This is a genomic window from Rathayibacter sp. AY1C7, from assembly GCF_002931865.1.
Lineage (GTDB): Bacteria > Actinomycetota > Actinomycetes > Actinomycetales > Microbacteriaceae > Rathayibacter.
Genome location: NZ_PSWB01000005.1, coordinates 104,234 through 125,777, shown reverse-complemented (window position 1 = coordinate 125,777; position 21,544 = coordinate 104,234). Strand labels below are relative to the sequence as shown.

Here is a 21,544-nt window from a genome sequence, read left to right as displayed (position 1 = left end):
GGGATCTCCTGTGCTGGTTGGTGTCGGCGCCGGATGACGGTCGTCACGGGTCGATGTCGTCACGATGAGTACTCGTGGTCGGGGCGACAGGATTCGAACCTGCGACCTCCCGCTCCCAAAGCGGGCGCTCTAGCCAAGCTGAGCTACGCCCCGGATGCGCGGGCCTGGGCACCGTGCGTGAGACTCTCGTCGAGCCGTCCCCGCACGTGCGCTTGCGCGACACGCCGAAATGGCCTTCGCAAGTGTACTGCACCGCGGCAGCGGCGACCGGAACCGCGCGGCGGAGGACGACCGGGGTGTCCACGGTGCACGCGCGATGTACTACGCTGTCCTGGTGCCCGGTCGAGAGACCCGGTCGCACCGGTTCGCGGTCGTCAGGCCGCCGATCCGGGGCTGTAGCTTAGTGGTAAAGCCTCTGTCTTCCAAACAGATGATGCGAGTTCGATTCTCGTCAGCCCCTCTCCTCTCGAAGAGCCCCGGATGTCCGGGGCTCTTCGTCGTACCGGGCGTGCTCAGCCGACCGCGCCGCGGTGCTCCTCCGTCAGGGCGAGGTACGAGGCGGCGTTCCGGCGGATGCCCTCGCGCTCCTCCTCCGTCAGCTCCCGCCGGACCCTCCCGGGGACGCCCGCCACGAGCGAGCCCGGCGGGACGACCGTCCCCTCGAGGACGACGGCGCCCGCGGCGATCAGCGAGCCGGTGCCGATGACGGCCCCGTTCAGGACGGTCGCGCTCATGCCGACCAGCACGTCGTCCTCGAGGGTGCAGCCGTGCAGCACGGCGTTGTGCCCGACCGAGACTCCGGCGCCGATGACCGCGTCGTAGTCGGCGTCGACGTGGACGACGACGCCGTCCTGGAGGTTGCTGCCGGCGCCGAGCTCGATCCGCGCGTGCTCGGCGCGCAGGACGGCGCCGTACCAGACGCTCGCCCGCTCCCCCAGGCGCACGGAGCCGATCACGGTGGCGCCCGGAGCGACCCACGCGGTGTCGGCGATCTCCGGGGCGCGTCCCCCGGTCAGGGCGAGGACGCGGGCGCCCTCCGCAGGACTCGACGGCATCGGGTTCTCCTCTTCTCCGGTGGTCAGCGCCCGGCGCGCAGGAAGGCGAGGACCGCCAGCACCCGCCGGTGGTCGGAGCCCGAGTCCTCGAGCCCGAGCTTCTGGAAGATCGCGGTCACGTTCTTCTCCACGGCGCCCACGCCGACGAAGAGAGCGGAGGCGATGCCCGCGTTCGTGCGCCCCTGGGCCATCTGCTCCAGCACCTCCCGCTCCCGCGGGGTCAGCGAGGCGAGCGGGTCGCGGTTGCGCTGCAGGAGCGAGGCGACGACCTGCGGGTCGAGGACGGTTCCGCCCGCCGCGACGCGCTCGACGGCGTCGCGCAGCTCCTCCACGGAGGCGACCCGGTCCTTCAGGAGGTAGCCGAGTCCGCCGTCGCCGGAGCCGAGCAGCTCCTGCGCGTAGGTGACCTCGACGTACTGGCTGAGCAGGAGGACCGACACGTGCGGGTAGCGGCGGCGGATCTCCAGCGCCGCGCGGACGCCCTCGTCGCGGAAGGTCGGCGGCATCCGGACGTCGAGCACGGCGACGTCGACCCCGGCCGGGTCCCGCGCCAGATCGGCGAGCAGGGCGTCCGCGTCCCCGAAGGCGCCGACGGAGGCGAACCCCGCGTCCTCGAAGAGGCGGACCAGGCCCTCGCGCAGGAGGACCGAGTCCTCGGCGATGGCGACGCGGATCACGGGCACGCCCTCAGGATAGGACGGCCGGGCGGTAGGGGACGTGCACCCCGACCGTGGTCGGCCCGCCGACCGGCGACTCCACGCTCAGGATCCCGCGCAGGCCCCGGACGCGCCCGCCGACCCCCTCGAGACCGTGACCGGCGACCGGCGACGCCCCGCCGACTCCGTCGTCGACCACCCAGGCGTCGAGCCAGCGCTCCCCCGGAGTGCCGGAGTCGCGGGTGTCGAGATGCACCCGCACCGATCGGGCACCGGAGTGCTTGGAGACGTTGGCGAGCAGCTCGGCGACGACGAAGTAGACGCTGCGCTCGACCTCGGGCGGCACGTCCGCCACGGGGTGCTCGGTGAGGACCTCGACCGGCACCGGGCTGAGCTCGGCGAGCGAGTGCACCGCCGCCTCGAAGCCCCGGTCCTGCAGGATCGGCGGCGCCACTCCGCGGGAGAGGGCGCGCAGCTCGTCGAGCGCGGCGCGCACGTGCTCGCGAGCCTCGTCGACCAGGCGGGCGGCGGACTCCGGGTCGGCGGCGAGTCGGTTGCGGGCCGAGGCCAGGTCCATCTGCACCCGGATCAGGCGCTGCTGCGGGCCGTCGTGGATGTCGCGCTCGAGCCGGCGCAGCGCGCGGTCCTCGGCGGCGACGGCTGCGCCGCGGGAAGCGCTCAGCTCGGCGACCTCGCGCTGGAGCGCCTCCGACTCCCACGGGCCGAGCAGGAGACGGTCGACCAGCCAGTGCAGGAGGGAGAGGCCGCGGGTGGCGAACGGCAGGGTCGAGACGAAGAGGACGGTCGTGGCGACCGTCGCCGCGGCGACCAGTCCCGCCGGAGGCTGCGGGGCGCCCAGCAGAGCGGCCCCGCTCTCGGCCAGCAGGCGGGCCGGACCGGGGGCCCCCGTGAGCACGGCGGCCACCGTGCCCGGGCCCGCCCAGGTCCACAGCGCGAGGAGCAGTCCGGACAGCAGCGCGAGCACCGGAGCCACGACGAGCGTGTGCAGGAGAGCGAGCCAGTAGTGCCCGTCGATCACCGGACCGTAGAGGGCGAAGGTCGAGGGAGTGACGGCGGAGGGCGGTCGCCGCCACTGCGGCCGGGGGACGGCGGGCCGTCCGGCCAGCACGTCGAGGCCGACGGCGGCCCGCGAGAAGAAGCGCGCCGTGTAGAGGGCGGCGGGCAGGAACACCAGGCCGATCAGGACTCCGACGAGCCCGAGCGCGACGGCCAGCGCGACGCCGGCGCAGAAGGCACCGAGGAGCGCGACCGGGATCGCGGCCACCAGCGCGAGCACCTCCCGGGGCAGTCCGCGCCAGAGCCGGAGGTAGGCGCGCGAGGCCTCGCCGAGGGCCGTCGATGCTCCGCTCATCCGCGCCTCCTGTCCGCTCCCGCCGCCGCCGCGACCCGGTCGAGCGTACCGGCGGCACGGCTCCGGGCACCCGGGGGGAAGCCCCCGTGACGCCCCTCCGCGACCGAGGTGAGCCTGTCCTTCACCGGACTGAGCCGAGCCTGCGCTTCCTTGCGGCGCCGGGGGATCTGCGTACTGTTGACGATCAGTCACCCCCTCTCGAAAGGACCAGACGATGTCCACCACGTCCGTCACGTCGCTCACCTCGTCGAACCCGGATGTCGCATCCGGAGTCGCTCAGTTCCTCAGCCCCGTCGTCATCGAGATGACCGCGCTCGCCGTCAACGGCAAGCAGGCGCACTGGCACGTCCGCGGCGCCAACTTCATCGGCGTCCACGAGCTGCTCGACGCGATCGTCGGCCGCGCCATCGAGTGGGCCGACCTCGCCGCGGAGCGCGTCGTCGCCCTCGGCCTCCCGGTCGACGCCCGCATCCAGACCGTCGCCTCGGCGACGCGGTCCGAACCCCTCACCCCCGGCTTCCAGCGCTCCGAGAACGCGATCGTCGAGATCATCCGCCAGATGGACGTCGCCATCGCGACCGTCAACACGGCGATCGCCGAGCTAGCCGAGATCGACGCGAGCAGCCAGGACGTCGCGATCGAGATCGGCCGCGGCCTCGAGAAGGACCGCTGGTTCCTCTTCGCCCACGTCAGCGAGAGCTGAGCACCACGCCTCGACCGGCCCGCGGATCCTCGGATCCCGCGGGCCGTCGTCGTTCCCGGGCCCGTCCGCGCGATCCGGAGCAGCCGGTGTCGCGACGGGCGCGGGTCAGCCGCCGTGCGTGAAGCGGCCCGCCAGGAGGGTCGCGGCGACCGGCATGGATCGGAGGGCTCCTGCATCGGCGGCGAGCGGATCGCGGTCGACCACCACCAGATCGGCGGGATCGCCGGCCGCGGGCCTGAGCCGGCGCACCCGGGTCGAGGCGACGATCGCCTCCTCGACGCTCACCCGCTGCTCCGGATGCCAGGGCTCGTCGCCGGGCAGCGACCGCGCGACCGCGGCCGAGATCGCGACCCACGGGTCGAGCGGAGCGACCGGAGCGTCCGAGCCGAGCACCACGCGGGCCCCGGAGTCGAGCAGCGAGCGCAGCGGGAACGCCCGGCCGGTCCGTCCCGGCCAGTACCGCTCCGCCACCACGCGGTCGTCGAGCGCGTGCGCGGGCTGCACTCCGGCCTCCACGCCGAGCGTGGCGAACCGCGGAAGGTCGGTCTCCGCGAGCAGCTGAGCGTGCTCGATGCGGCCGCCGCCGACCCGGCCGAGCGCGTCCAGAGCCAGAGTCGCCGCGGCGTCTCCGATCGCGTGCACGGTGGAGCGGATGCCCCCGGCGGCCGCGCGGGCGAGCAGCTCGTCCAGCTCGGCGGGCTCCACGGTGAGGACGCCGTAGCCGTCGTGGTCGGCGTAGGGGTGGGCGCAGTAGGCGGTCCTCGTGTTGAGGGAGCCGTCGATCAGGACCTTGAGCGGGCCCATCCGCAGCAGGCCGTCACCGCCGTCGAGCTCGTCGCCCGTGCGCAGTCCCTCCGCGAGGGCGCGTTCGAGGTGGTCGCGGTAGACGCCGGTGTCGACGCGGAGGGAGCGGGTTCCGCCGTCGACGCGACGGGTCCAGTCCCCCGCGTTCCAGCGCATCTCGAGGTCGACGACGCCGACCACCCCGCGGGCCGCAGCCCGCCGGGCCGCCGCGTCGGCGAGCGCGTCGAGCTCGTCGTCGCCGAGGGCTCCGAGTGCGGTGACGAGCTCGAAGCAGGCGTCCTCGCGCAGCAGCTCGGGCTCGGGAGCGACGGCGTAGCGCCGGTACGCGGCGGAGTTCAGCCAGGCGCAGTGCAGGTCGCCGCTGATCAGCACGACGGGCCGCTCCGGAGAGACCTCGTCCAGGAGCGCGGTCGTCGGCGGCTCCGGCCAGAGGCCGTCGCGGAAGCCGAAGCCGATCAGCGTGCCGGTACCGGGCTCCTCCGCCAGGCGACGTCGGACCGCGTCCGCCGTTCCGCGGGCCGAGTCCGCCGACGAGACGTCCAGGCGCGGGGCCGTCATCGCCCACTGGGTGAAGTGGACGTGCTCGTCCCAGAGGCCGGGGAGCACCCAGCGCCCGTCGAGGTCGCGCACCTCGTCGCCCGGGGCGGCGGCGTCCGGTCCGACTGCTTCCACGCGGCCGTCGCGCAGGAGCACGGCACCGGGTCGGGACGAGCCGAGGAGGCGGGCGCCCCGGAGCAGGAGACCGCCGGTCATCGGGCGGCCTCGCGGAGCGCGGGGCGGACGGCTCGGCGGGTGCGCGACCGGGCCGACGCACCGGCGCTCACGACTGGCACACCGGGCACCAGTAGAGCTTGCGCGCGCCGATCTCCTCGAGCAGCACGTTCGTGCCGCAGACGCGGCAGGGCAGACCCTCGCGCTTGTAGACGTAGTTGCGCTCGGCGCGGCTGCGGACGGCTTTCGAGCGCTCGGTCTTCGTCAGGCCGCGGCGCGTGATCATCATCCCGGTCCGGATGCCGTCCTCGAGCAGGTCCGCCCAGTCCCGCCACAGCTCCTGTGCGAGCTCCAGCGGCACCTGCTTGCCGGGAGTGTGCGGGTCGAGGCCGGCGCGGTAGAGCAGCTCCGCGCGGTAGATGTTGCCGATGCCGCTGACCACGGACTGGTCCATCAGCACCAGCCCGACCGGCGTCGCCGTCCTGCGGAGCCGGTTCACGAAGCGGTCGCGCGCCTCGTCGGAGTCGTCGTCGGCCGGATCCGGACCGAGGCGGGCGAGGAGGGCCTCCACCTGGGCGGGGTCCATCACCTCGCAGGCGGTGGGGCCGCGCAGGTCGGCGACCGTCTCCTCCGTCATGATGCGCACGCGCACCGCGCCCACGGGCTCCGGCGGGAACTCGTCGAGGTCGGAGTCGGTCTCGTGCTCCGTCTCGGAGAGGCGCACGGCGCGGCGGCGCCGGGGAGCGCCGATGCTGCTGCCGGCCTTGCCGTCCGGGAACAGCGGCGAGACGTGCCCGAGGAAGTCCCACGCACCGTAGAGGCCGAGGTGGACGTGCAGCGTCAGGTCGCCCTCGAAGCGCAGCAGCAGGTGCTTGCCGACGGCCGTGGACTCGAGGACCTCGCGCCCGTCGAGGAGCGCGGCTCCCTCGGTGAAGCGGCCCTGGGGGCTGCTGGTCGCGACGCGGTGCCCGACGACGTCGCGCTCGAACTGCAGGGCGATCCGGTGGACGGAGTGCCCCTCGGGCACTCAGCGCTCCTTCGCGGCGGAGTCGACGACCCGGCCGGCGATGTCGCCAGTGGCCTCGTACTCGGCGAGCTGCGCGATGCGGCGCACGTGCCGCTCCTCGAAGGTGAAGGGCTCGGCGACGAACGCGTCGATGAAGCCGGTGGCCTCCTCGACGGAGTGCTGGCGGGCCCCGATCGAGATGACGTTCGCGTCGTTGTGCTGGCGGGCCAGCACGGCGGTGCTCAGGTTCCACACGAGTGCCGCGCGCACGCCCGCGACCTTGTTCGCCGCGATCTGCTCGCCGTTGCCCGAGCCGCCGAAGACGACGCCGAGGGCCTCGACCCCCGCCTCCTGATCGCGGACGACCGCGGCGGCGGCGTTGATGCAGAAGGACGGGTAGTCGTCCAGCGGGTCGTAGGACGTGGGGCCGTGGTCGATCACGTCGTGACCGGCGGCGCCGAGGTGCTCGATCAGGTGACGGCTGAAGTCCAGCCCTGCGTGGTCCGTGGCGATGTGGATGCGCACGAGAGAACTCCTCCGGAAGAGCCGTCTGGGACCCGCGGTGCCCGGGCCGGGAGCCAGAGTACCGCGGGTCGGCTCAGTCGAACTGCGGGTCGCGGGTCCGCGAGCGCTTGAGCTCGAAGAAGCCGTCGAAGGAGGCGGCGGCGACGATGCCGTCCCAGAGGGTCAGCGCCTGCTCGCCCCTCGGGATCGGCGAGATGACGGGGCCGAAGAAGGCGACGTCCCCGATCGCGATGACCGGGGTGCCGACGTCCTGGCCGACCCGCTCGATCCCGTCGAAGTGGGAGGCGCGCATCGGCTCGTCGTGCTCGTCCGAGTCGGCGTGGGCGGCGAGCTCCGCGGGCAGGCCGAGCTCGGCCAGCGACTCGGCGATCACCGCGTCGACGTCGGTGCGCCCGCCCGGGTGGATCCGGGTGCCGAGCGCGTCGTAGAGCGGCTTCACGTGCTCGCGGCCCTCGCGCTCGGCGACGGCGGCGACCAGGCGCGTGTAGCGCAGCGCGCGCGGGAGGAAGGCGCGGTACGAGTCGTCCACGTCCTTGTCCTCATTGAGGACGGCGAGGCTCATGATGTGCCACTGCACGTCGAGGTCGCGCGCCGGCGTCACCTCGTCCACGAATCGCGAGGTCATCCAGGCCCACGGGCAGGAGGGGTCGAACCAGAAGTCCACAGAGGTCATGGGGACACGCTACGCCGCTCGCGGCGGCCGCGTCCGCGCTCCCCGGCGGCTCCGCAGGATCGGCGCCACGGGGCTCCACGGCGGGTCCCGGCAGCTCTAGGGTGGATCGGCGGCGCCCGCACCCCGGCGCCCGCGGCAGCGCCCGAGACGAACGGATGGAGCACCCCCGTGCCAGGAGACAACCTCACCCGGAGCGAGGCGCAGGAGCGCGCCTCGCTGATCCAGGTCCACGACTACGACATCGCCCTCGACCTGACCCGGGGAGCCGAGACCTTCCTCAGCACGACCACGGTGCGCTTCTCCGCCACCGAGGGCGCCTCGAGCTTCATCGACGCCGTCACGGGCACGGTCCACTCCGTCACCCTCAACGGCGCGGAGCTCGACCCCGCCGACGTCGCCGACGGCGTCCGGATCCGCCTCGACTCCCTGGCTGCGGACAACGAGCTCACCGTCGTCGCCGACATGCTCTACACCAACACGGGCGAGGGCCTGCACCGCTTCGTCGACCCCGTCGACGGCGAGGTGTACCTGTACTCGCAGTTCGAGGTGCCCGACTCCCGCCGCGTCTTCGCGGTGTTCGAGCAGCCGGACCTCAAGGCCGAGTTCCGCTTCACCGTCACCGCGCCCGCGCAGTGGCAGGTCGTGTCGAACCAGCCCACTCCCGAGCCGGTCCCGGCGGGCGAGGGGATCGCGACTTGGAGCTTCGAGCCCACCCCGCGCATCTCCTCCTACATCACGGCCCTCGTCGCCGGACCCTACGTGGTCGAGACCGACTCGCTCGTCTCCTCCGACGGCCGCACCATCCCGCTGGGGGTCTTCGCCCGGGCCTCGCTCGCGCCCTTCCTCGACGCCGACTACGTGTTCGAGAAGACGAAGCAGGGCTTCGCCTTCTACGAGGAGAAGTTCGGCGTCCCGTACCCGTTCGCGAAGTACGACCAGCTGTTCGTCCCCGAGTTCAACGCCGGCGCGATGGAGAACGCGGGAGCGGTGACCTTCACCGAGACCTACGTGTTCCGCTCGAAGGTGACGGACGCGATCAAGGAGCGCCGGGTCGTCACGATCCTCCACGAGCTCGCCCACATGTGGTTCGGCGACCTGGTCACGATGAAGTGGTGGAACGACCTCTGGCTCAACGAGTCGTTCGCCGAGTACGCCTCCACCCTCGCCACCGCGGAGGCGACGGAGTGGACCGAGGCGTGGACCACCTTCGCCGCGATGGAGAAGAGCTGGGCCTACCGCCAGGACCAGCTGCCCTCGACCCACCCGATCGTCGCGACCATCAACGACCTCGAGGACGTCCAGGTCAACTTCGACGGCATCACCTACGCCAAGGGCGCCTCGGTGCTCAAGCAGCTCGTCGCGTGGGTCGGCGAGAAGGAGTTCCTCGCCGGCGTCCACGAGTACTTCGTCAAGCACGCCTTCTCGAACACGGAGCTGCGCGACCTGCTGGTCGAGCTGGAGGCCACCAGCGGGCGCGACCTCACCGAGTGGTCGGCGCAGTGGCTCGAGACGGCCGGCGTGAACACGCTCCGCCCCGAGATCGCGGTCGACGAGAGCGGAGCGATCGCGTCCTTCGCGATCCTGCAGACCGCGGTCGAGGAGTACCCGACGATCCGCCCGCACCGCCTGGCGATCGGCCTGTACGACTTCGAGGGCGAGCGCCTCGTCCGCGTCGACCGCCTCGAGCTGGACGTCGACGGGGAGCGCACCGAGGTGCCCGAGCTGATCGGCCGCACCCGTCCGGCGCTCGTGCTGCTCAACGACGACGACCTCGCCTACGCGAAGGTCCGCCTCGACGACGCCTCGCTCGCCGTGGCCGTCGAGCACCTCGCGAGCATCGACAGCCCCCTGGCCCGCTCGCTGGTCTGGGGCTCGGTCTGGGACTCGACCCGCGACGCCGAGTCGGCGCCGCGCGACTTCGTCCGCCTCGTCCTGGGCAACGTCGCGACCGAGACCGAGTCCACGACCCTGCGGACGGTGCTCAACCAGCTCGTCGCCACCGCCACCCAGTACGTCGCTCCGGAGTACCGGGCCGAGGTCCTCGAGGAGGCGGGCGATCAGCTGTGGACGCTCGCGCAGAGCGCCGAGCCGGGCAGCGACGCGCAGTTCCAGTTCGTGAAGTTCTTCGCCGCGATCGCGTCCACCCCGGCGCACCTCGAGGCCGTGCAGGCGCTGCTCGACGGCTCCACCGCTCTCGACGGCCTCGACATCGACACCGACCTCGGCTGGGAGCTGCTGATCGCTCTCGTCGCCGGCGGGCGGGCCGGTGCGGACGACATCGACGCGGCGCTCGCCTCGGACAACACGGCGACCGGCCAGCAGTCGGCCGCGCACGCCCGTGCCGCACTGCCGACCGCGGAGGCGAAGCGCGCGGCGTGGGACTCCGTCACGGCCGACGACTCGGCACCGAACACGATCGTCCGCTCGACGGGCCTGGGCTTCCAGCGCGCCGCCGACCCGCGCCTGCTCGACGCGATGGTCCCGGTCTACTTCGACGCCCTCCGCTCCCTCTGGGAGTCGAAGAGCTACAAGATCGCCGAGTACCTGGTCGTCGGCTTCTACCCGGCCGCCACGCCCTCGCAGGAGATCGTCGACGCCACCCGCGCCTGGCTCGACGCGAACCCGGAGGTCCCGGCGCTGCGCCGACTCGTGATCGAGAACCTGGCCGGCGTGGAGCGTGCGCTCCGCGCCCAGGAGCGCGACACCCGGGGCTGACAGCGAGCCGCCCGGTCCCCCGGCGCTCGGCGCTGCGGGACCGGGCGGCTCTCCCCGCTCCCGGCGCCTAGCGCTGCGGGACCGAGCGGCGCTCCGGCCCGTCATAGGCGGACAGCGGCCGGATGAGCGCGTTCGAGCCCCGCTGCTCGATCACGTGGGCCGTCCAGCCCACCACCCGCGCGGCGACGAACAGCGGAGTGAAGATCCCGGTGTCGAAGCCCATCAGCCGGTAGGCGGGGCCGGACGGGTAGTCGAGGTTCGGCAGGATGCCCGTCCGCTCGGCCATCGCCGCGGCCAGAGCGTCGTACAGCTCCATCATCTCGCCGGCCCCCTCGTGCTCGGCGAGCCGCCGGAGAGCGGCGTCCATGGTCGGCACCCGCGAGTCGCCCGACTTGTAGACCCGGTGGCCGAACCCCATGACCTTCCGGCGCTGTCCGAGAGCCTCGGCGAGCCACTCGCGGGACCGCCGGTCCGCCTCCGGTCCGGTGCCGACCTCGTCGAGCACGTGCAGCACGGCCTCGTTCGCCCCGCCGTGGAGCGGTCCCTTGAGCGCTCCCACGGCGGCGGTCACGGCGGAGTGGACGTCCGACAGCGTCGACGTCACGACGCGGGCCGTGAAGGTCGAGGCGTTGAAGGAGTGCTCGGCGTAGAGCACCAGCGAGACGCGGAACGCGTCGACGACGACCGGCTCCGGCACCTCGCCGAAGGTCGTCCAGAGGAAGTTCTCGGAGTAGTCGAGGTCGTCGCGCGGATCGATCGGCTCGAGGCCGCGCAGGCGGCGCTGAGCGTAGGCGACGATCGCCGGCAGTGCCGCCCAGAGCCGCACGGAGCGCTCCAGCACGGCCTCGGCAGCGTCGGCGTCCGGATCCTCCTCGAGCGCGCCCAGGACGCTCACCGCCGTCCGCACCACGTCCATCGGGTGCGCCGACAGCGGCAGCAGGTCGATCACGGTGCGCACCTCGGGGGCCAGGGCGCGGTGGGCCCGCTCCACGGCGGCCAGCCCGGCCGCCTCCTCCGCAGTGGGGAGCTCGCCGTGCCAGAGCAGCCAGGCCACGTCCTCGAACGAGGTCCCCGCCGCGAGCTCCTGCACGGGGTAGCCGCGGTAGAGCAGCGAGTTCGACGCCGGGTCGACCTTCGAGACGGCCGTCGTGTCGACGACGACCCCCACGAGTCCCTTGCGGATGTCCTGATCGGTCGTGCTCATCCTTCGCTCCTTCGCGAGAGGCGGGCGGCGGCACCGGGGAGCGCCGCCGGTTCGTGCGGGTCGGCGCGCTCAGGCGCCGTAGTGGTCGGCGAGCGAGAAGTCGAAGACGCCCTCGTCGAAGCGGCTGTACGAGGCGTAGTCGAGGAGCTCGTAGAGCTCGGCGCGCGTCTGCATGCCCGCGACCTCCGAGCGGAGCGAGCCCTCCGCTTTGAGGGCGTCGAGTGCCCGCATCGCGGCGCCCATCGCGATCCGGAGCAGCGAGACCGGGTGGATCACGACGTTCACGCCGACGTCGGCGAGCTGCTGCGCGGTGAACAGCTCGCTCTTGCCGAACTCGGTCATGTTGGCGAGGATCGGCACGTCGATCGCGGCGCGCACGGCCTCGAACTCGGACAGGTCGCGCATCGCCTCGGGGAACACCGCGTCTGCTCCGGCGTCGACGAGGCGCTTGGCGCGGTCGATCGCGGCCGGCAGGCCGTCGAGGGCGCGGATGTCGGTGCGGGCCATGATCACCAGGTCGGAGTCGCGGCGCGCGTCGACGGCCGCCGCGATCCTCCGCACCGAGGTCGCCTCGTCGACGACCGCCTTGCCGTCGAGGTGCCCGCAGCGCTTCGGGTTCACCTGGTCCTCGATGTGCAGCCCCGCGACTCCGGCGTCCTCGAGCATCTGCACCGTCCGCGCGACGTTCAGCGGCTCGCCGAAGCCGGTGTCCGCGTCGACGAGGACCGGCAGGTCGGTCAGGCGCGCGATCTGCTGCGAGCGGCCGGCCACCTCGCTGAGCGTGGTGAGCCCGATGTCCGGCAGCCCCAGCTCGGCCGAGAGCACGGCGCCCGAGACGTAGATCCCGTCGAAGCCCTTCGCCTCGATGAGGCGCGCGGAGAGCGGAGTGAACGCGCCGGGCAGCTGCAGCAGCTCGCCCGAGGCGAGGCGCTCGCGGAAGAGGCGGCGCTTCTCGGCGGGAGTCCGGGTGGAGTGGAGCATCGGGCGTCCTTCCCAGGGCGGTGTCCGGGTCCGAGCGGACCCGCCTCGAATCTATACGCGCTCGGGGCTCGTGCACCCGTCTCGGAGGGAGGCGTCCCGTAGCCTGGAGCGGTCATGCTGCTTCTTCAGACCTCCACCCCGGACCCTGTCGCCGCCACCGTCTCCTTCTTCGAGTCCGAGCCCTTCTGGAAGGTGGTCGCGATCCTCGGGATCGTGCTGGGCGCGCTGCTGGTGCGCGTCATCGCCCACTTCGTGATCGGCCGCGTCGTCGACCAGATCGTGTCGGGAGTGAAGCGCCGACAGCGCGTCGAGGACACCCAGTCGATCGCCGCGTCGCCGCTCGCGGCCGTGCGGGTGGTGCAGCGCACGCGCACGCTCGGGTCGATCCTCAACAACCTGAGCTCGATCCTGATCGTCGTCATCGCCCTGGTCATGATCGTGACGACGATCGACAAGGACCTCATCGGCTCCTTCGCCCTGTTGACGGCCGCCCTCGGCGCGGGCCTCGGCTTCGGCGCGCAGAACATCGTCAAGGACGTCCTGAACGGGCTGTTCATGGTCGCAGAGGACCAGCTCGGGGTCGGCGACGTCGTCGACACCGGGCAGGCGACGGGCGTGGTCGAGTCGGTCGGCGTCCGGGTGACGCAGATCCGCGACGTCAACGGCACCCTCTGGTTCGTCCGCAACGGCGAGATCGTCCGGGTCGGGAACATGTCGCAGGGCTGGTCGCGCGTCATCGTCGACCTGGCCGTGCCCTACGAGACGGACCTCGAGCAGGTGCAGTCCACGGTCCTCGCGACCGCGAACGAGCTGGCGGCGAGCAGTCGCTGGCGGGCCCGGATCATCGACAAGCCCGAGCTCTGGGGCCTGGAGTCCATCGCCGACGACGCCCTGGTCATCCGGGTCGTGGTCAAGACCCGCACCACCGCTAAGGACGACGTCGCCCGCGAGCTGCGCCTGCGCCTGAAGAAGTCGCTCGACGCGCTCGACGTGAAGCTCCCCTCGCTGGCCACCGTCGTCCTCGAGGGCTTCGAGGGGGCGACGAGCGTCGGAGGCGCCAAGCCGCCGCGGACCACGCCCTCCCCCACGATCAGCACCGAGCACGGCAGGCCCGTGCGGCTCCCCCGCGCGTTGCGGCGCGGGAGCGGGACGCCGCCCCAGGACGGCGGCGGCACCTCCGGCCCGACGGGAGCGCGCTCGTGAGCGGCCTGCAGATCGGCGGCACGCCTCCGCTGCGCAGCTTCTGGGAGCACATCGGCGGCCGGCCGACGTTCGAGCGCCTGGTCCGCCGCTTCTACGAGGGCGTCCGCGAGGACGAGGTCCTCTGGCCGATGTACCCCGAGCACGACCTCGAGGGCGCGATCCAGCGGCTGACCGGCTTCCTCGAGCAGTACTGGGGCGGTCCGGGCACCTACAGCGAGGAGCGCGGCCACCCGCGCCTGCGGATGCGGCACCAGCCGTTCCGGATCAACCCCGAGGCCCGCGACCACTGGCTCCAGCACATGCGGACGGCCGTCGACGATCTCGAGCTCGCTCCGGCCGACGACGCCCTGCTCTGGGACTACCTGGAGCGCGCCGCCCACGCGATGGTGAACACCTTCGAGGAGTAGCCGCTCAGCCCGGGGTGCGGACCAGCACGTGTCCGCGCCGTGAGGTGAGGCGGCGCCAGGCGCCGCTCTCGAGCAGGGCGACCGGGTCGTCGGCGCCGAGGAACCCGAGCGCGAAGAGGGCGAACGCCGCTCCCGCCGGGACGTCCTCGAGGCCGTCGAGCGGGCGGCCCCAGACGCTCGACCGCACGCGGCCGACGATCTGCTCGCCCGTCTCGGAGCCGACGGCCGCCGCGATCTCGTCGATCCCCTCGCGCGCGACGCGCTCCAGGAAGCCCGGGTCCACGGGCTCGCGCCGGGTCCAGCCGCCGCGGGGCGGGGAGACGCCCGCCCAGGGCCCCGCCGTCGCGTCGTCGCCGTCGGGCAGGACGACCGGCTTGCCGTCCGCTCCGCCCGGCTCCCACTGCAGGCGGGCGAGGCGGTCCGACAGCGCACGGATCGGCACGACCCGGTCGAAGCCGGCGGGCTCGTCGAGCGCGAAGACGCGCAGGCCCAGCACGGTCGCGGAGCGGTCGAGCAGACCGCGGGGCTGGAGGATCGGCGTGTAGGCGGCCAGCACGTGGTCGTCGGCGAGGAGCCGGACCGCACCGTCCTCGACCCGGGCCGAACGGCCGAGGAAGACGCGCAGATCCGACAGGCTGGGCGGATCCGCCAGGGAGAAGGACGAACTCATCGCGTCGATAAACTTACCCGAGGCCGCTCGCCCGACCGCCCGACACCCCGGAGGTACCGTGCCCGATCCCCTGTCCTCGTTCCTCACCGCGCTCGACCTGACGGACACCGGCGCCCGCACCAGCGAGGACATCTCGACGGGTCCCTCGCAGTGGATGCCCGAGGGGCGGGTCTTCGGCGGCCAGGTCCTCGCGCAGTCGCTCATCGCGGCCGGTCGCACCGTCGAGGGGCGCTCCGTGCACTCGATGCACGGGTACTTCCTCCGCCCCGGGGACGTCTCCCTGCCGATCACGTTCTCGGTCGACCGGATCCACGACGGCCGCTCCTTCTGCACCCGTCGGACGCAGGCCTACCAGAACGGACGCCCCATCCTCTCGATGATCGCCTCGTTCCAGACCGAGGACGAGGGCCTCGATCACCAGGCGCCGATGCCGGAGGGGATCCCCGACCCGGAGTCGCTGCCGAGCACCGCTGAGATCCTCGCGGGGGTCGACCACCCGGTCGGCAGCTTCTGGGCCACGCAGCGCCCCTTCGACGTGCGGCACGTCGAGCAGCCGGTGTACCTCCGGGCCGACCCCGAGCGGGTCGCGCACCAGAGCGTGTGGATGCGCTCGCTCGGACCGCTGCCGGACGATCCGATGCTGCACCGCGCCGCCCTCGCCTACGCGAGCGACTACACGATCCTCGAATCCACGCTCCGCCGGCACGGTGCGGCGTGGACGACGCCGGGCCTGCGGATCGCGAGCCTCGACCACGCGATGTGGTGGCACCGCGCCGCGCGCGTGGACCAGTGGCTCCTCTACGTGCAGGAGGCGCCGAGCGCGTCCGGCGGACGCGGGCTCTCGCTCGGGCGCATCTACACGCAGGAGGGCGTGCTCGTGGCGAGCGTCGCCCAGGAGGGCATGGTCCGCGTCCCCCTGGGCTGAGCTCAGCCCCGCTTCGAGAAGGTGATGGGCTCCTCGACGTAGGGGCCCCACGCCTCGCGGAGCTCCTCCGGGATTCGCTGGGGCCTGCCCGTCGCGGCCGTGACCAGCACCAGAGTGGTGGCCGCCCTCGTGAAGAGCACCCGCGGGACGACGCCGGCGGGCGAGTAGAGCTCGTAGCAGACCTCGAGGCTCGCCCCGCCGATCCGCCCGATCCACAGCTCCACGTCGATCGGCGCGCGCATGTACGGGATCGGCGCGAGGTACTCGATCTCCTGCCGGGCGATGAGGCTGATCGACTCGGCGCCCGGGCGTGCGTCGAGTACCGCCGTCGCCATCCCGCCGGGCTGCGGCGAGTCCGGCTTCCAGAACGCCTGGATGCGCGCCTCCTCGAGCAGGCGCAGCATCTCGGCGTTGTTCACGTGCGCGTAGGCGTCGAAGTCCGACCAGCGCAGCGGGATGGCGACGTGCAGGCGCATCAGTCGCGGGTGAGCTTGCGGTACGCGGAGCGGTGCGGCTTCGCCGCGTCCGGGCCGAGGCGCTCGATCTTGTTCTCCTCGTACGCCTCGAAGTTGCCCTCGAACCAGTACCAGTTGGCCGGATCCTCCTCGGTGCCCTCGTAGGCGAGGATGTGGGTCGCGATGCGGTCGAGGAACCACCGGTCGTGCGTGATCACCACGGCGCAGCCCGGGAACTCGAGGAGCGCGTTCTCGAGGCTGCCCAGGGTCTCGACGTCCAGGTCGTTGGTGGGCTCGTCGAGCAGGAGCAGGTTGCCGCCCTGCTTGAGCGTCAGCGCGAGGTTGAGGCGGTTCCGCTCGCCACCGGAGAGGACGCCGGCCTTCTTCTGCTGGTCCGGGCCCTTGAAGCCGAACTGCGAGACGTAGGCGCGGGAGGGGATCTCGGTCTTCCCGACGGTGATGTAGTCGTGCCCGTCGGAGACGACCTCCCACAGGTTCTTCTGCGGGTCGATGCCGCCGCGGCTCTGGTCGACGTAGGAGATGTCGACCGTCTCGCCGATCTTCAGGTCGCCCGAGTCGAGCGGCTCGAAGCCCACGATCGTCTTGAAGAGCGTTGTCTTGCCGACGCCGTTCGGGCCGATGACGCCGACGATGCCGTTGCGGGGCAGCGTGAAGCTGAGGTCGTCGATGAGGACGCGCTCGCCGAACTGCTTGTGCAGCTTCTTCGCGTCGATGACCTGGGAGCCGAGACGTGGGCCCACCGGGATGACGATCTCCTCGAAGTCGAGCACGCGCGTCTTCTCGGCCTCGGCCGCCATCTCCTCGTAGCGCGCCAGGCGCGCCTTCGACTTGGCCTGACGGCCCTTGGCGTTGCTGCGCACCCAGTCGAGCTCGGTGGTGAGCCGCTTGGCGAGCTTGGCGTCCTTCTTGCCCTGGACCTCCAGGCGGGCGCTCTTCTTCTCGAGGTACGTCGAGTAGTTGCCCTCGTAGGGGTAGAGGTGGCCGCGGTCGACCTCGGCGATCCACTCCGCGACGTTGTCGAGGAAGTACCGGTCGTGGGTGACGGCGAGCACGGCGCCGGGGTACTTCGAGAGGAACTGCTCGAGCCAGAGCACGCTCTCGGCGTCGAGGTGGTTGGTGGGCTCGTCGAGCAGCAGCAGGTCGGGCTTCTGCAGGAGGAGCTTGGTGAGCGCCACGCGGCGCTTCTCGCCACCCGAGAGGTTGGTGACGAGGGAGTCCCCCGGCGGGGTGCGCAGCGCGTCCATCGCCTGCTCCAGCTGCGAGTCCAGGTCCCAGGCGTCGGCGGCGTCGATCGCCTCCTGCAGGGTCCCCATCTCGGCGAGGAGACTGTCGAAGTCGGCGTCCGGGTCGGCCATCGCGAGGGAGATCTCGTTGAAGCGGTCGATCTTGCCCTTGATCTCGCCCACGCCCTCCTGGACGTTCTCGAGTACCGTCTTGGTCTCGTCGAGCTCGGGCTCCTGCATAAGGATGCCGACGGTGTAGCCCGGGCTGAGCCGCGCCTCGCCGTTGCTCGGCGTGTCCAGCCCCGCCATGATCTTCAGGATCGTCGACTTGCCGGCGCCGTTGGGCCCGACCACGCCGATCTTCGCTCCCGGCAGGAACGACATGGTGACGTCGTCCAGGATCAGCTTGTCGCCGACCGCCTTCCGCGCGCGCACCATCGAGTAGATGTATTCAGCCATGCCCAGTCCTCAAGTCCGTCGGTCTGCGCGGAGTCGGGTCGCCCGCCGGTCCCCTGCTCCGCGCGGAGGCGCTGACGGAGGCTCGGACCGGGGCGGGACGCCGGGCCCCGGCCGACGCGGAGCGCAGGCCGCGGGACCGTCCGCACCAGTCGAGGATAACGGGAACTCGCCGGTCCGCGTCGGAGGGAGCGCCTGAACGCGGACCGCCCTCCGCTCCGGCCGGGCCGGTGGGGAGGGCGGATCGCGTCAGCGGACGACGGTGCGGATCAGCTGCAGGGCGTCAGGCGCTCCACCGCCTCGGACAGCGTGTCCGTGCTGCCGAGCAGGATCACCTGCGTCGCCTTGGACGCGGTGATGTCGGCGAGGACCGCCCGGGGCACGCAGGTGGGCTGGACCGCGAAGAGCGGGCTCCGGGTGTAGCCCGCCGCCGTGGCTCCGGCCAGGGCGTCGGGGAACTTCTCACCGGTCGCGAGGTAGACGGTCGTCGCCGAGGTGAAGGCCGCCTTGTTCAGCTTCTCCGAGGTGTCGTACCGGTCGGTCCCGCCGATGCGGGTGATCACGGGGCCCGTGATCGAGCGCTCGATGCCGGCGCTGACCGAGAGCGTCGAGCCCGCGATCGTCAAGCTACTGACCTTGAGGCCGCTGATGATCTGCTGGGTGAGGGGGTCCACCGTGGAGCCGGTTCCATTGGTCAGCACCACCGGAGCGCGATTCGCGCCGGCTGCGGCGCTGGCGCTCAGGGCGTCGGGGAACTTCTCGCCCGTGGCCAGCCAGGCCATCGGGGAGCCGCCCCTGAAGGCGTCCTGGAGGATCAGCTTCGAGGTGTCGTAGCGGTCGACTCCGCCGATGCGCGTGGTCTTCCCCTTCGGCGCATACGCGGCCAGGTCGTTGTAGACCTGGCTGCCGACGCTGAGCTCGGAGCCGACGACGACGATCTTCGCGGGCTTGAGACGCGTCAGCTCGGTGCGGACGACCTGGCTCATCGAGTCGCGGTCGACCAGGAGCAGCGGCCCGCCCGCCTTGGCCGCGGCGGGTCCGGCGCTGAGCGCGTCCGGGAAGTTCTGCCCGGTGGCGACGTAGACGACGGGGACGTTCGCCGGGAAGGTGCGCTTGGACACCTCGACCGCGGTGCCCTGACGGTCGGTGCCCGAGATGCGCGAGACGACCGGCGAGCCGGCGGGCGGGGCGGTCGGCGTTGCGGTCGGCGTGGGCGTGACCGGAGGAGTGGTCGGGGTCGGCGTGACCGGCGGGGTGGTCGCGGTGGCCGTCGGGGTCGGCGTGACCGGCGGGGTGGTGGCTCCGCTTCCCGTGACGCGGACTGCGGCGTCCGACGTGATGGTCGCTCCGCGGGGCTGCTCCACCCTGCCGTTGCTGATGCCGGTGACCTGGAGCAGGCTGCTCACGCGGTCCTTGTAGGCGTCGTAGGCGCTGGACGGGATCGTCACGGTGACCTTGGACTGATCGTTGTCCGCGACCACCTGGGCGGGGATCCGCTCGGTCCTGCTGGGACCGACGTAGGCGGCGAGCCCCTGGAGGTCGTAGAAGCCGTCCCGGTTGGACTCGAGGACGACGGTGTCGCCGCCCTTGACCTCCACGACGTCGACGTCCTTCTTGTACGCGAAGTACGCGGCGCTCCGCTGCAGCGTCTGCGCGGTCCCGCTGAGGTCGACCCCGCCGACGCCGCCGCTGCCGGAGGCTTCGGCGACGGAGAGGGTGGCCGACGTGGTCAGCTCGTAGCCGCTGTCGACCGGCTGGCCGATCGGCTCCTCGGGGTTCTTGATCGGCTGCTTCTGCGCAGTGATCTGCAGAGCGACGGTTCCACTGCCGAACGAGGCGAGGGGCTGCTTCAGGTCGATGCGGAAGCTGCGACTTCCGGACGCGAGGGTCGCCGACCCGGCGAGGTCGTAGTCCCCGATGGCCCAGTTGTAGGTCGTGAACGCCGGGTACGGTCCCGTCGGCCGAGCGGAGTCGGAGAGCGTGACGTCGAGCCCGGTGACGTCGCCCGCGACGGCAGCGGTCTGGGCGGCCGAGAAGGTCTCCGTCGTCGACCAGTTATAGGGACTGACCTGCGCGGACAGACGCTCCTGCTCGGCGGCGGCCGCTCCGGCTCCTGTCGTCACTCCGAGGACGACGGCTGCCGTGCTCGCGACCGCGATGGCGGCGCGCCTCCACCTCGCTCGCGTCGTCGTCTGCGGTCGGGATGTGGTCATGGCGAGTTCCCCCTCGTCGTGGTCCTCGTGCCGAGCACTCCCGTCGGCACGTCCGTCGCGGTGCCCGCGCTGGGGCCCACGTGTCGGTCAGGGCAGCCTAACCGTGCGGAGCGGCGTCCCGGGGAGGGGAGGGCGCCGCCGACCACCGGGATCGTCGACCGGTCCGCCCGCACGAGGCTGTGCTCACGCTCGGATCCGCACCGGTCGGAGTGGTCCTGCAGGAGCGTCGGGCCAACACCGGGCGCTCTCGGACTCGACGGGCGAGGGGCCCTGTCGAGGATCCTTTCGTCCTTTCCGACCCCGACGGGGGCGCATGGCGGAGCGGACCCCGGTCGAGGCGAGCGCGTCAGCGCTGGATCGGTACGGTCCGGCCGACCAGGCACGCGCCGGTCGCGATCGGTGCCGCGATCACCGCCCGCACCCCGCCGCTCTTCGGGCCGTACTGGCCGATGAGGCACGACTCCCCGAGCTTGACGGAGACCTGCACCGAGTCCGCGTCGAGTCCGACCGAGGTCTCGTCCGCTGTCAGCTGCATCGACTCGCGGGAGAACCCCGCCGCGACGAGCGCGTCGACCACGCTGGAGCCGCTCACCTCCGGATCGGGCTCGGCCGCCGCGCGAAGGGTCTGCTCGAACACGGGGAGGTTCTGCTCCGTCGTCCCGCCCGGCACGAAGGCGACGGGTGCGGCGGACTCCGCCGGTGCCGGCGCCTCGGCCGCGGAGGAGGACACCACGGCGTCCGGCGCCGACGGCGACGTGCAACCGGAGAGGCAGACGGCGAGACCGCCGAGCACGAGCGCGATGCGGGCCGCTCGGTTCCGTGTCACGCCCGGCTCCTCCCGACCGGGACGGCTCTCGCTCCGGTCCCCCGGATCAGAACGGGGTCTCCCCGGATCCTACCGAGAGACCGGGAGCGCCTCCGCCGACGCCCGCCGCCACCGGCGGCTCGGGCACGGCATCACCGCGGTCATGGCCCGACGCGCTCCAGTCCCCCGCCGCGGCGCCCTCGCGCGGCGCCTCCTCGCTCCACGCGGGCTCGGCGGCGGGGGCGGGAGCAGAGGCGCGCCCGACGGTCTTCGTGAAGCTGCTGGTCCCCCAGGCGAGGTCGTGCCCGATGCCCTCGGCCGTGAGGACCACATCGGTACCGGCCTTGCCTCCCGCCTCCCAGGCCCTCACCCCGAGCCGCCCGGTGACCAGGATCCGGTCGCCGCGCGACAGGGAGGACAGCGCGTTGCCGGCCAGGCCGTTGAACGCGGTGACGGTGTACCAATTGGTCGAGACGTCGACCCAGCGCTGCTCCGAGCGGTCGTAGCGCCGCTGCGTCGAGGCGAGCCGGAAGCTGGTCATCGCGGTGCCGCTGGAGGTGTCGATGCTCCGGGGCTCGGTGCCGATGGTCCCGATGACGGTCAGCGTGTCGGTCATGGTCGTGTCCTCTCTACTCCTGCCCCGCCACGGCTGCGACGGGCACGGCGCCCGGGCGGAGGGGGCTGGTACCGCTCGGGCGCCGCAGGGCCAGTGTCGCGACGAAGGGCCCGCCTCCGAGGTGGAGGCGGGCCCTTCTGGGGAG

At 72.5% G+C, this 21,544-nt stretch carries 20 protein-coding genes and 2 tRNA genes; 6 read left to right on the top strand and 16 right to left on the bottom strand.

The genetic code is table 11. From position 1 onward, the window contains the following. Window positions 1-75 precede the first annotated feature (75 nt). Window positions 76-153, bottom strand: a tRNA-Pro gene (locus C5C69_RS04385). 236 nt (window positions 154-389) lie between these two features. Between C5C69_RS04385 and C5C69_RS04380 the strand changes: the two genes are divergently transcribed. Then, a tRNA-Gly gene (locus tag C5C69_RS04380) sits at window positions 390-460 on the top strand. Window positions 461-512: 52 nt separating this feature from the next. Here C5C69_RS04380 and C5C69_RS04375 read toward each other — a convergent pair. Genes C5C69_RS04375 through C5C69_RS04365 form a run of 3 tightly spaced genes read right to left on the bottom strand, consistent with a single transcriptional unit; the run spans window position 513 to window position 3,083 of the window. Further along, window positions 513-1,055 (bottom strand): gamma carbonic anhydrase family protein, encoded by a 543-nt coding sequence (locus C5C69_RS04375; RefSeq protein ID WP_104226728.1) that lies wholly within the window; start codon window positions 1,053-1,055, stop codon window positions 513-515. 23 nt (window positions 1,056-1,078) lie between these two features. Continuing rightward, the gene (locus tag C5C69_RS04370) at window positions 1,079-1,738 is read right to left on the bottom strand and encodes a response regulator transcription factor (protein WP_104257382.1); all 660 of its coding nucleotides are present in this window, start codon (window positions 1,736-1,738) and stop codon (window positions 1,079-1,081) included. A gap of 4 nt (window positions 1,739-1,742) precedes the next feature. Next, window positions 1,743-3,083 (bottom strand): histidine kinase, encoded by a 1,341-nt coding sequence (locus tag C5C69_RS04365; protein WP_104257381.1) that lies wholly within the window; start codon window positions 3,081-3,083, stop codon window positions 1,743-1,745. A gap of 214 nt (window positions 3,084-3,297) precedes the next feature. Here C5C69_RS04365 and C5C69_RS04360 point away from each other — a divergent pair, with 214 nt between their 5' ends. Then, window positions 3,298-3,786, top strand: coding sequence for a Dps family protein (locus C5C69_RS04360; protein ID WP_104223697.1), 489 nt, complete (start codon window positions 3,298-3,300; stop codon window positions 3,784-3,786). A gap of 105 nt (window positions 3,787-3,891) precedes the next feature. Here C5C69_RS04360 and C5C69_RS04355 read toward each other — a convergent pair whose 3' ends face one another. The 4 genes from C5C69_RS04355 to C5C69_RS04340 all read right to left on the bottom strand — a co-directional run bounded on the left by C5C69_RS04355 (window position 3,892) and on the right by C5C69_RS04340 (window position 7,505). Then, window positions 3,892-5,343 (bottom strand): amidohydrolase, encoded by a 1,452-nt coding sequence (locus tag C5C69_RS04355; protein ID WP_104257380.1) that lies wholly within the window; start codon window positions 5,341-5,343, stop codon window positions 3,892-3,894. Between the two features lie 67 nt (window positions 5,344-5,410). Beyond that, a complete protein-coding gene (locus tag C5C69_RS04350; RefSeq protein WP_104257379.1) occupies window positions 5,411-6,328 on the bottom strand; it encodes an Fpg/Nei family DNA glycosylase in 918 nt (305 codons plus the stop codon). Continuing rightward, the gene (locus C5C69_RS04345) at window positions 6,329-6,832 is read right to left on the bottom strand and encodes a ribose-5-phosphate isomerase (RefSeq protein WP_104223700.1); all 504 of its coding nucleotides are present in this window, start codon (window positions 6,830-6,832) and stop codon (window positions 6,329-6,331) included. It abuts the gene before it with no gap. 73 nt (window positions 6,833-6,905) lie between these two features. Then, complete coding sequence (locus tag C5C69_RS04340; RefSeq protein WP_104232533.1) at window positions 6,906-7,505, bottom strand: DsbA family protein; 600 nt, start codon at window positions 7,503-7,505, stop codon at window positions 6,906-6,908. A 168-nt stretch (window positions 7,506-7,673) separates the two neighbouring features. Here C5C69_RS04340 and pepN point away from each other — a divergent pair, with 168 nt between their 5' ends. Beyond that, window positions 7,674-10,220 carry an aminopeptidase N gene (gene pepN, locus C5C69_RS04335; RefSeq protein WP_104257378.1) on the top strand — a complete coding sequence of 849 codons (2,547 nt, stop codon included), beginning with the start codon at window positions 7,674-7,676 and terminating at the stop codon, window positions 10,218-10,220. 67 nt (window positions 10,221-10,287) lie between these two features. On the opposite strand, the gene C5C69_RS04330 is transcribed toward pepN, so the two are convergent. Beyond that, window positions 10,288-11,424: a bifunctional 2-methylcitrate synthase/citrate synthase gene (locus C5C69_RS04330; protein WP_104226735.1), complete on the bottom strand. Its 1,137-nt coding sequence runs from the start codon at window positions 11,422-11,424 to the stop codon at window positions 10,288-10,290. A 69-nt stretch (window positions 11,425-11,493) separates the two neighbouring features. Beyond that, window positions 11,494-12,405, bottom strand: a complete 912-nt coding sequence (gene prpB, locus C5C69_RS04325) for a methylisocitrate lyase (RefSeq protein WP_104226736.1) — start codon at window positions 12,403-12,405, stop codon at window positions 11,494-11,496. Window positions 12,406-12,519: 114 nt separating this feature from the next. Between prpB and C5C69_RS04320 the strand changes: the two genes are divergently transcribed. Together C5C69_RS04320 and C5C69_RS04315 are read left to right on the top strand one after the other, a co-directional pair. After that, window positions 12,520-13,608, top strand: coding sequence for a mechanosensitive ion channel family protein (locus C5C69_RS04320; protein ID WP_104257377.1), 1,089 nt, complete (start codon window positions 12,520-12,522; stop codon window positions 13,606-13,608). After that, window positions 13,605-14,015, top strand: a complete 411-nt coding sequence (locus C5C69_RS04315; RefSeq protein WP_279630823.1) for a globin — start codon at window positions 13,605-13,607, stop codon at window positions 14,013-14,015. Before C5C69_RS04320 ends, C5C69_RS04315 begins: the two co-directional genes overlap by 4 nt. Before the next feature lie 4 nt (window positions 14,016-14,019). Here the strand turns inward: C5C69_RS04315 and C5C69_RS04310 are convergent, their stop codons facing one another. Next, the gene (locus C5C69_RS04310; protein WP_104247302.1) at window positions 14,020-14,685 is read right to left on the bottom strand and encodes a hypothetical protein; all 666 of its coding nucleotides are present in this window, start codon (window positions 14,683-14,685) and stop codon (window positions 14,020-14,022) included. 58 nt (window positions 14,686-14,743) lie between these two features. Between C5C69_RS04310 and C5C69_RS04305 the strand changes: the two genes are divergently transcribed. Next, window positions 14,744-15,610 (top strand): acyl-CoA thioesterase II, encoded by an 867-nt coding sequence (locus C5C69_RS04305; protein WP_258062880.1) that lies wholly within the window; start codon window positions 14,744-14,746, stop codon window positions 15,608-15,610. Window positions 15,611-15,612: 2 nt separating this feature from the next. Here the strand turns inward: C5C69_RS04305 and C5C69_RS04300 are convergent, their stop codons facing one another. The 5 genes from C5C69_RS04300 to C5C69_RS04280 all read right to left on the bottom strand — a co-directional run bounded on the left by C5C69_RS04300 (window position 15,613) and on the right by C5C69_RS04280 (window position 21,399). Beyond that, window positions 15,613-16,086 carry a thioesterase family protein gene (locus C5C69_RS04300; protein WP_104257376.1) on the bottom strand — a complete coding sequence of 158 codons (474 nt, stop codon included), beginning with the start codon at window positions 16,084-16,086 and terminating at the stop codon, window positions 15,613-15,615. Then, window positions 16,086-17,768, bottom strand: a complete 1,683-nt coding sequence (ettA, locus tag C5C69_RS04295; RefSeq protein WP_104223708.1) for an energy-dependent translational throttle protein EttA — start codon at window positions 17,766-17,768, stop codon at window positions 16,086-16,088. The genes C5C69_RS04300 and ettA overlap by 1 nt, the downstream gene beginning before the upstream one ends. A gap of 266 nt (window positions 17,769-18,034) precedes the next feature. Then, complete coding sequence (locus C5C69_RS04290) at window positions 18,035-19,978, bottom strand: cell wall-binding repeat-containing protein (protein WP_104257375.1); 1,944 nt, start codon at window positions 19,976-19,978, stop codon at window positions 18,035-18,037. 346 nt (window positions 19,979-20,324) lie between these two features. Next, window positions 20,325-20,804 carry a DUF6993 domain-containing protein gene (locus tag C5C69_RS04285; RefSeq protein WP_104257374.1) on the bottom strand — a complete coding sequence of 160 codons (480 nt, stop codon included), beginning with the start codon at window positions 20,802-20,804 and terminating at the stop codon, window positions 20,325-20,327. 46 nt (window positions 20,805-20,850) lie between these two features. Continuing rightward, on the bottom strand, window positions 20,851-21,399 hold the full coding sequence (locus C5C69_RS04280; RefSeq protein WP_104257373.1) for a single-stranded DNA-binding protein: 549 nt from the start codon (window positions 21,397-21,399) through the stop codon (window positions 20,851-20,853). Window positions 21,400-21,544 lie beyond the last annotated feature (145 nt).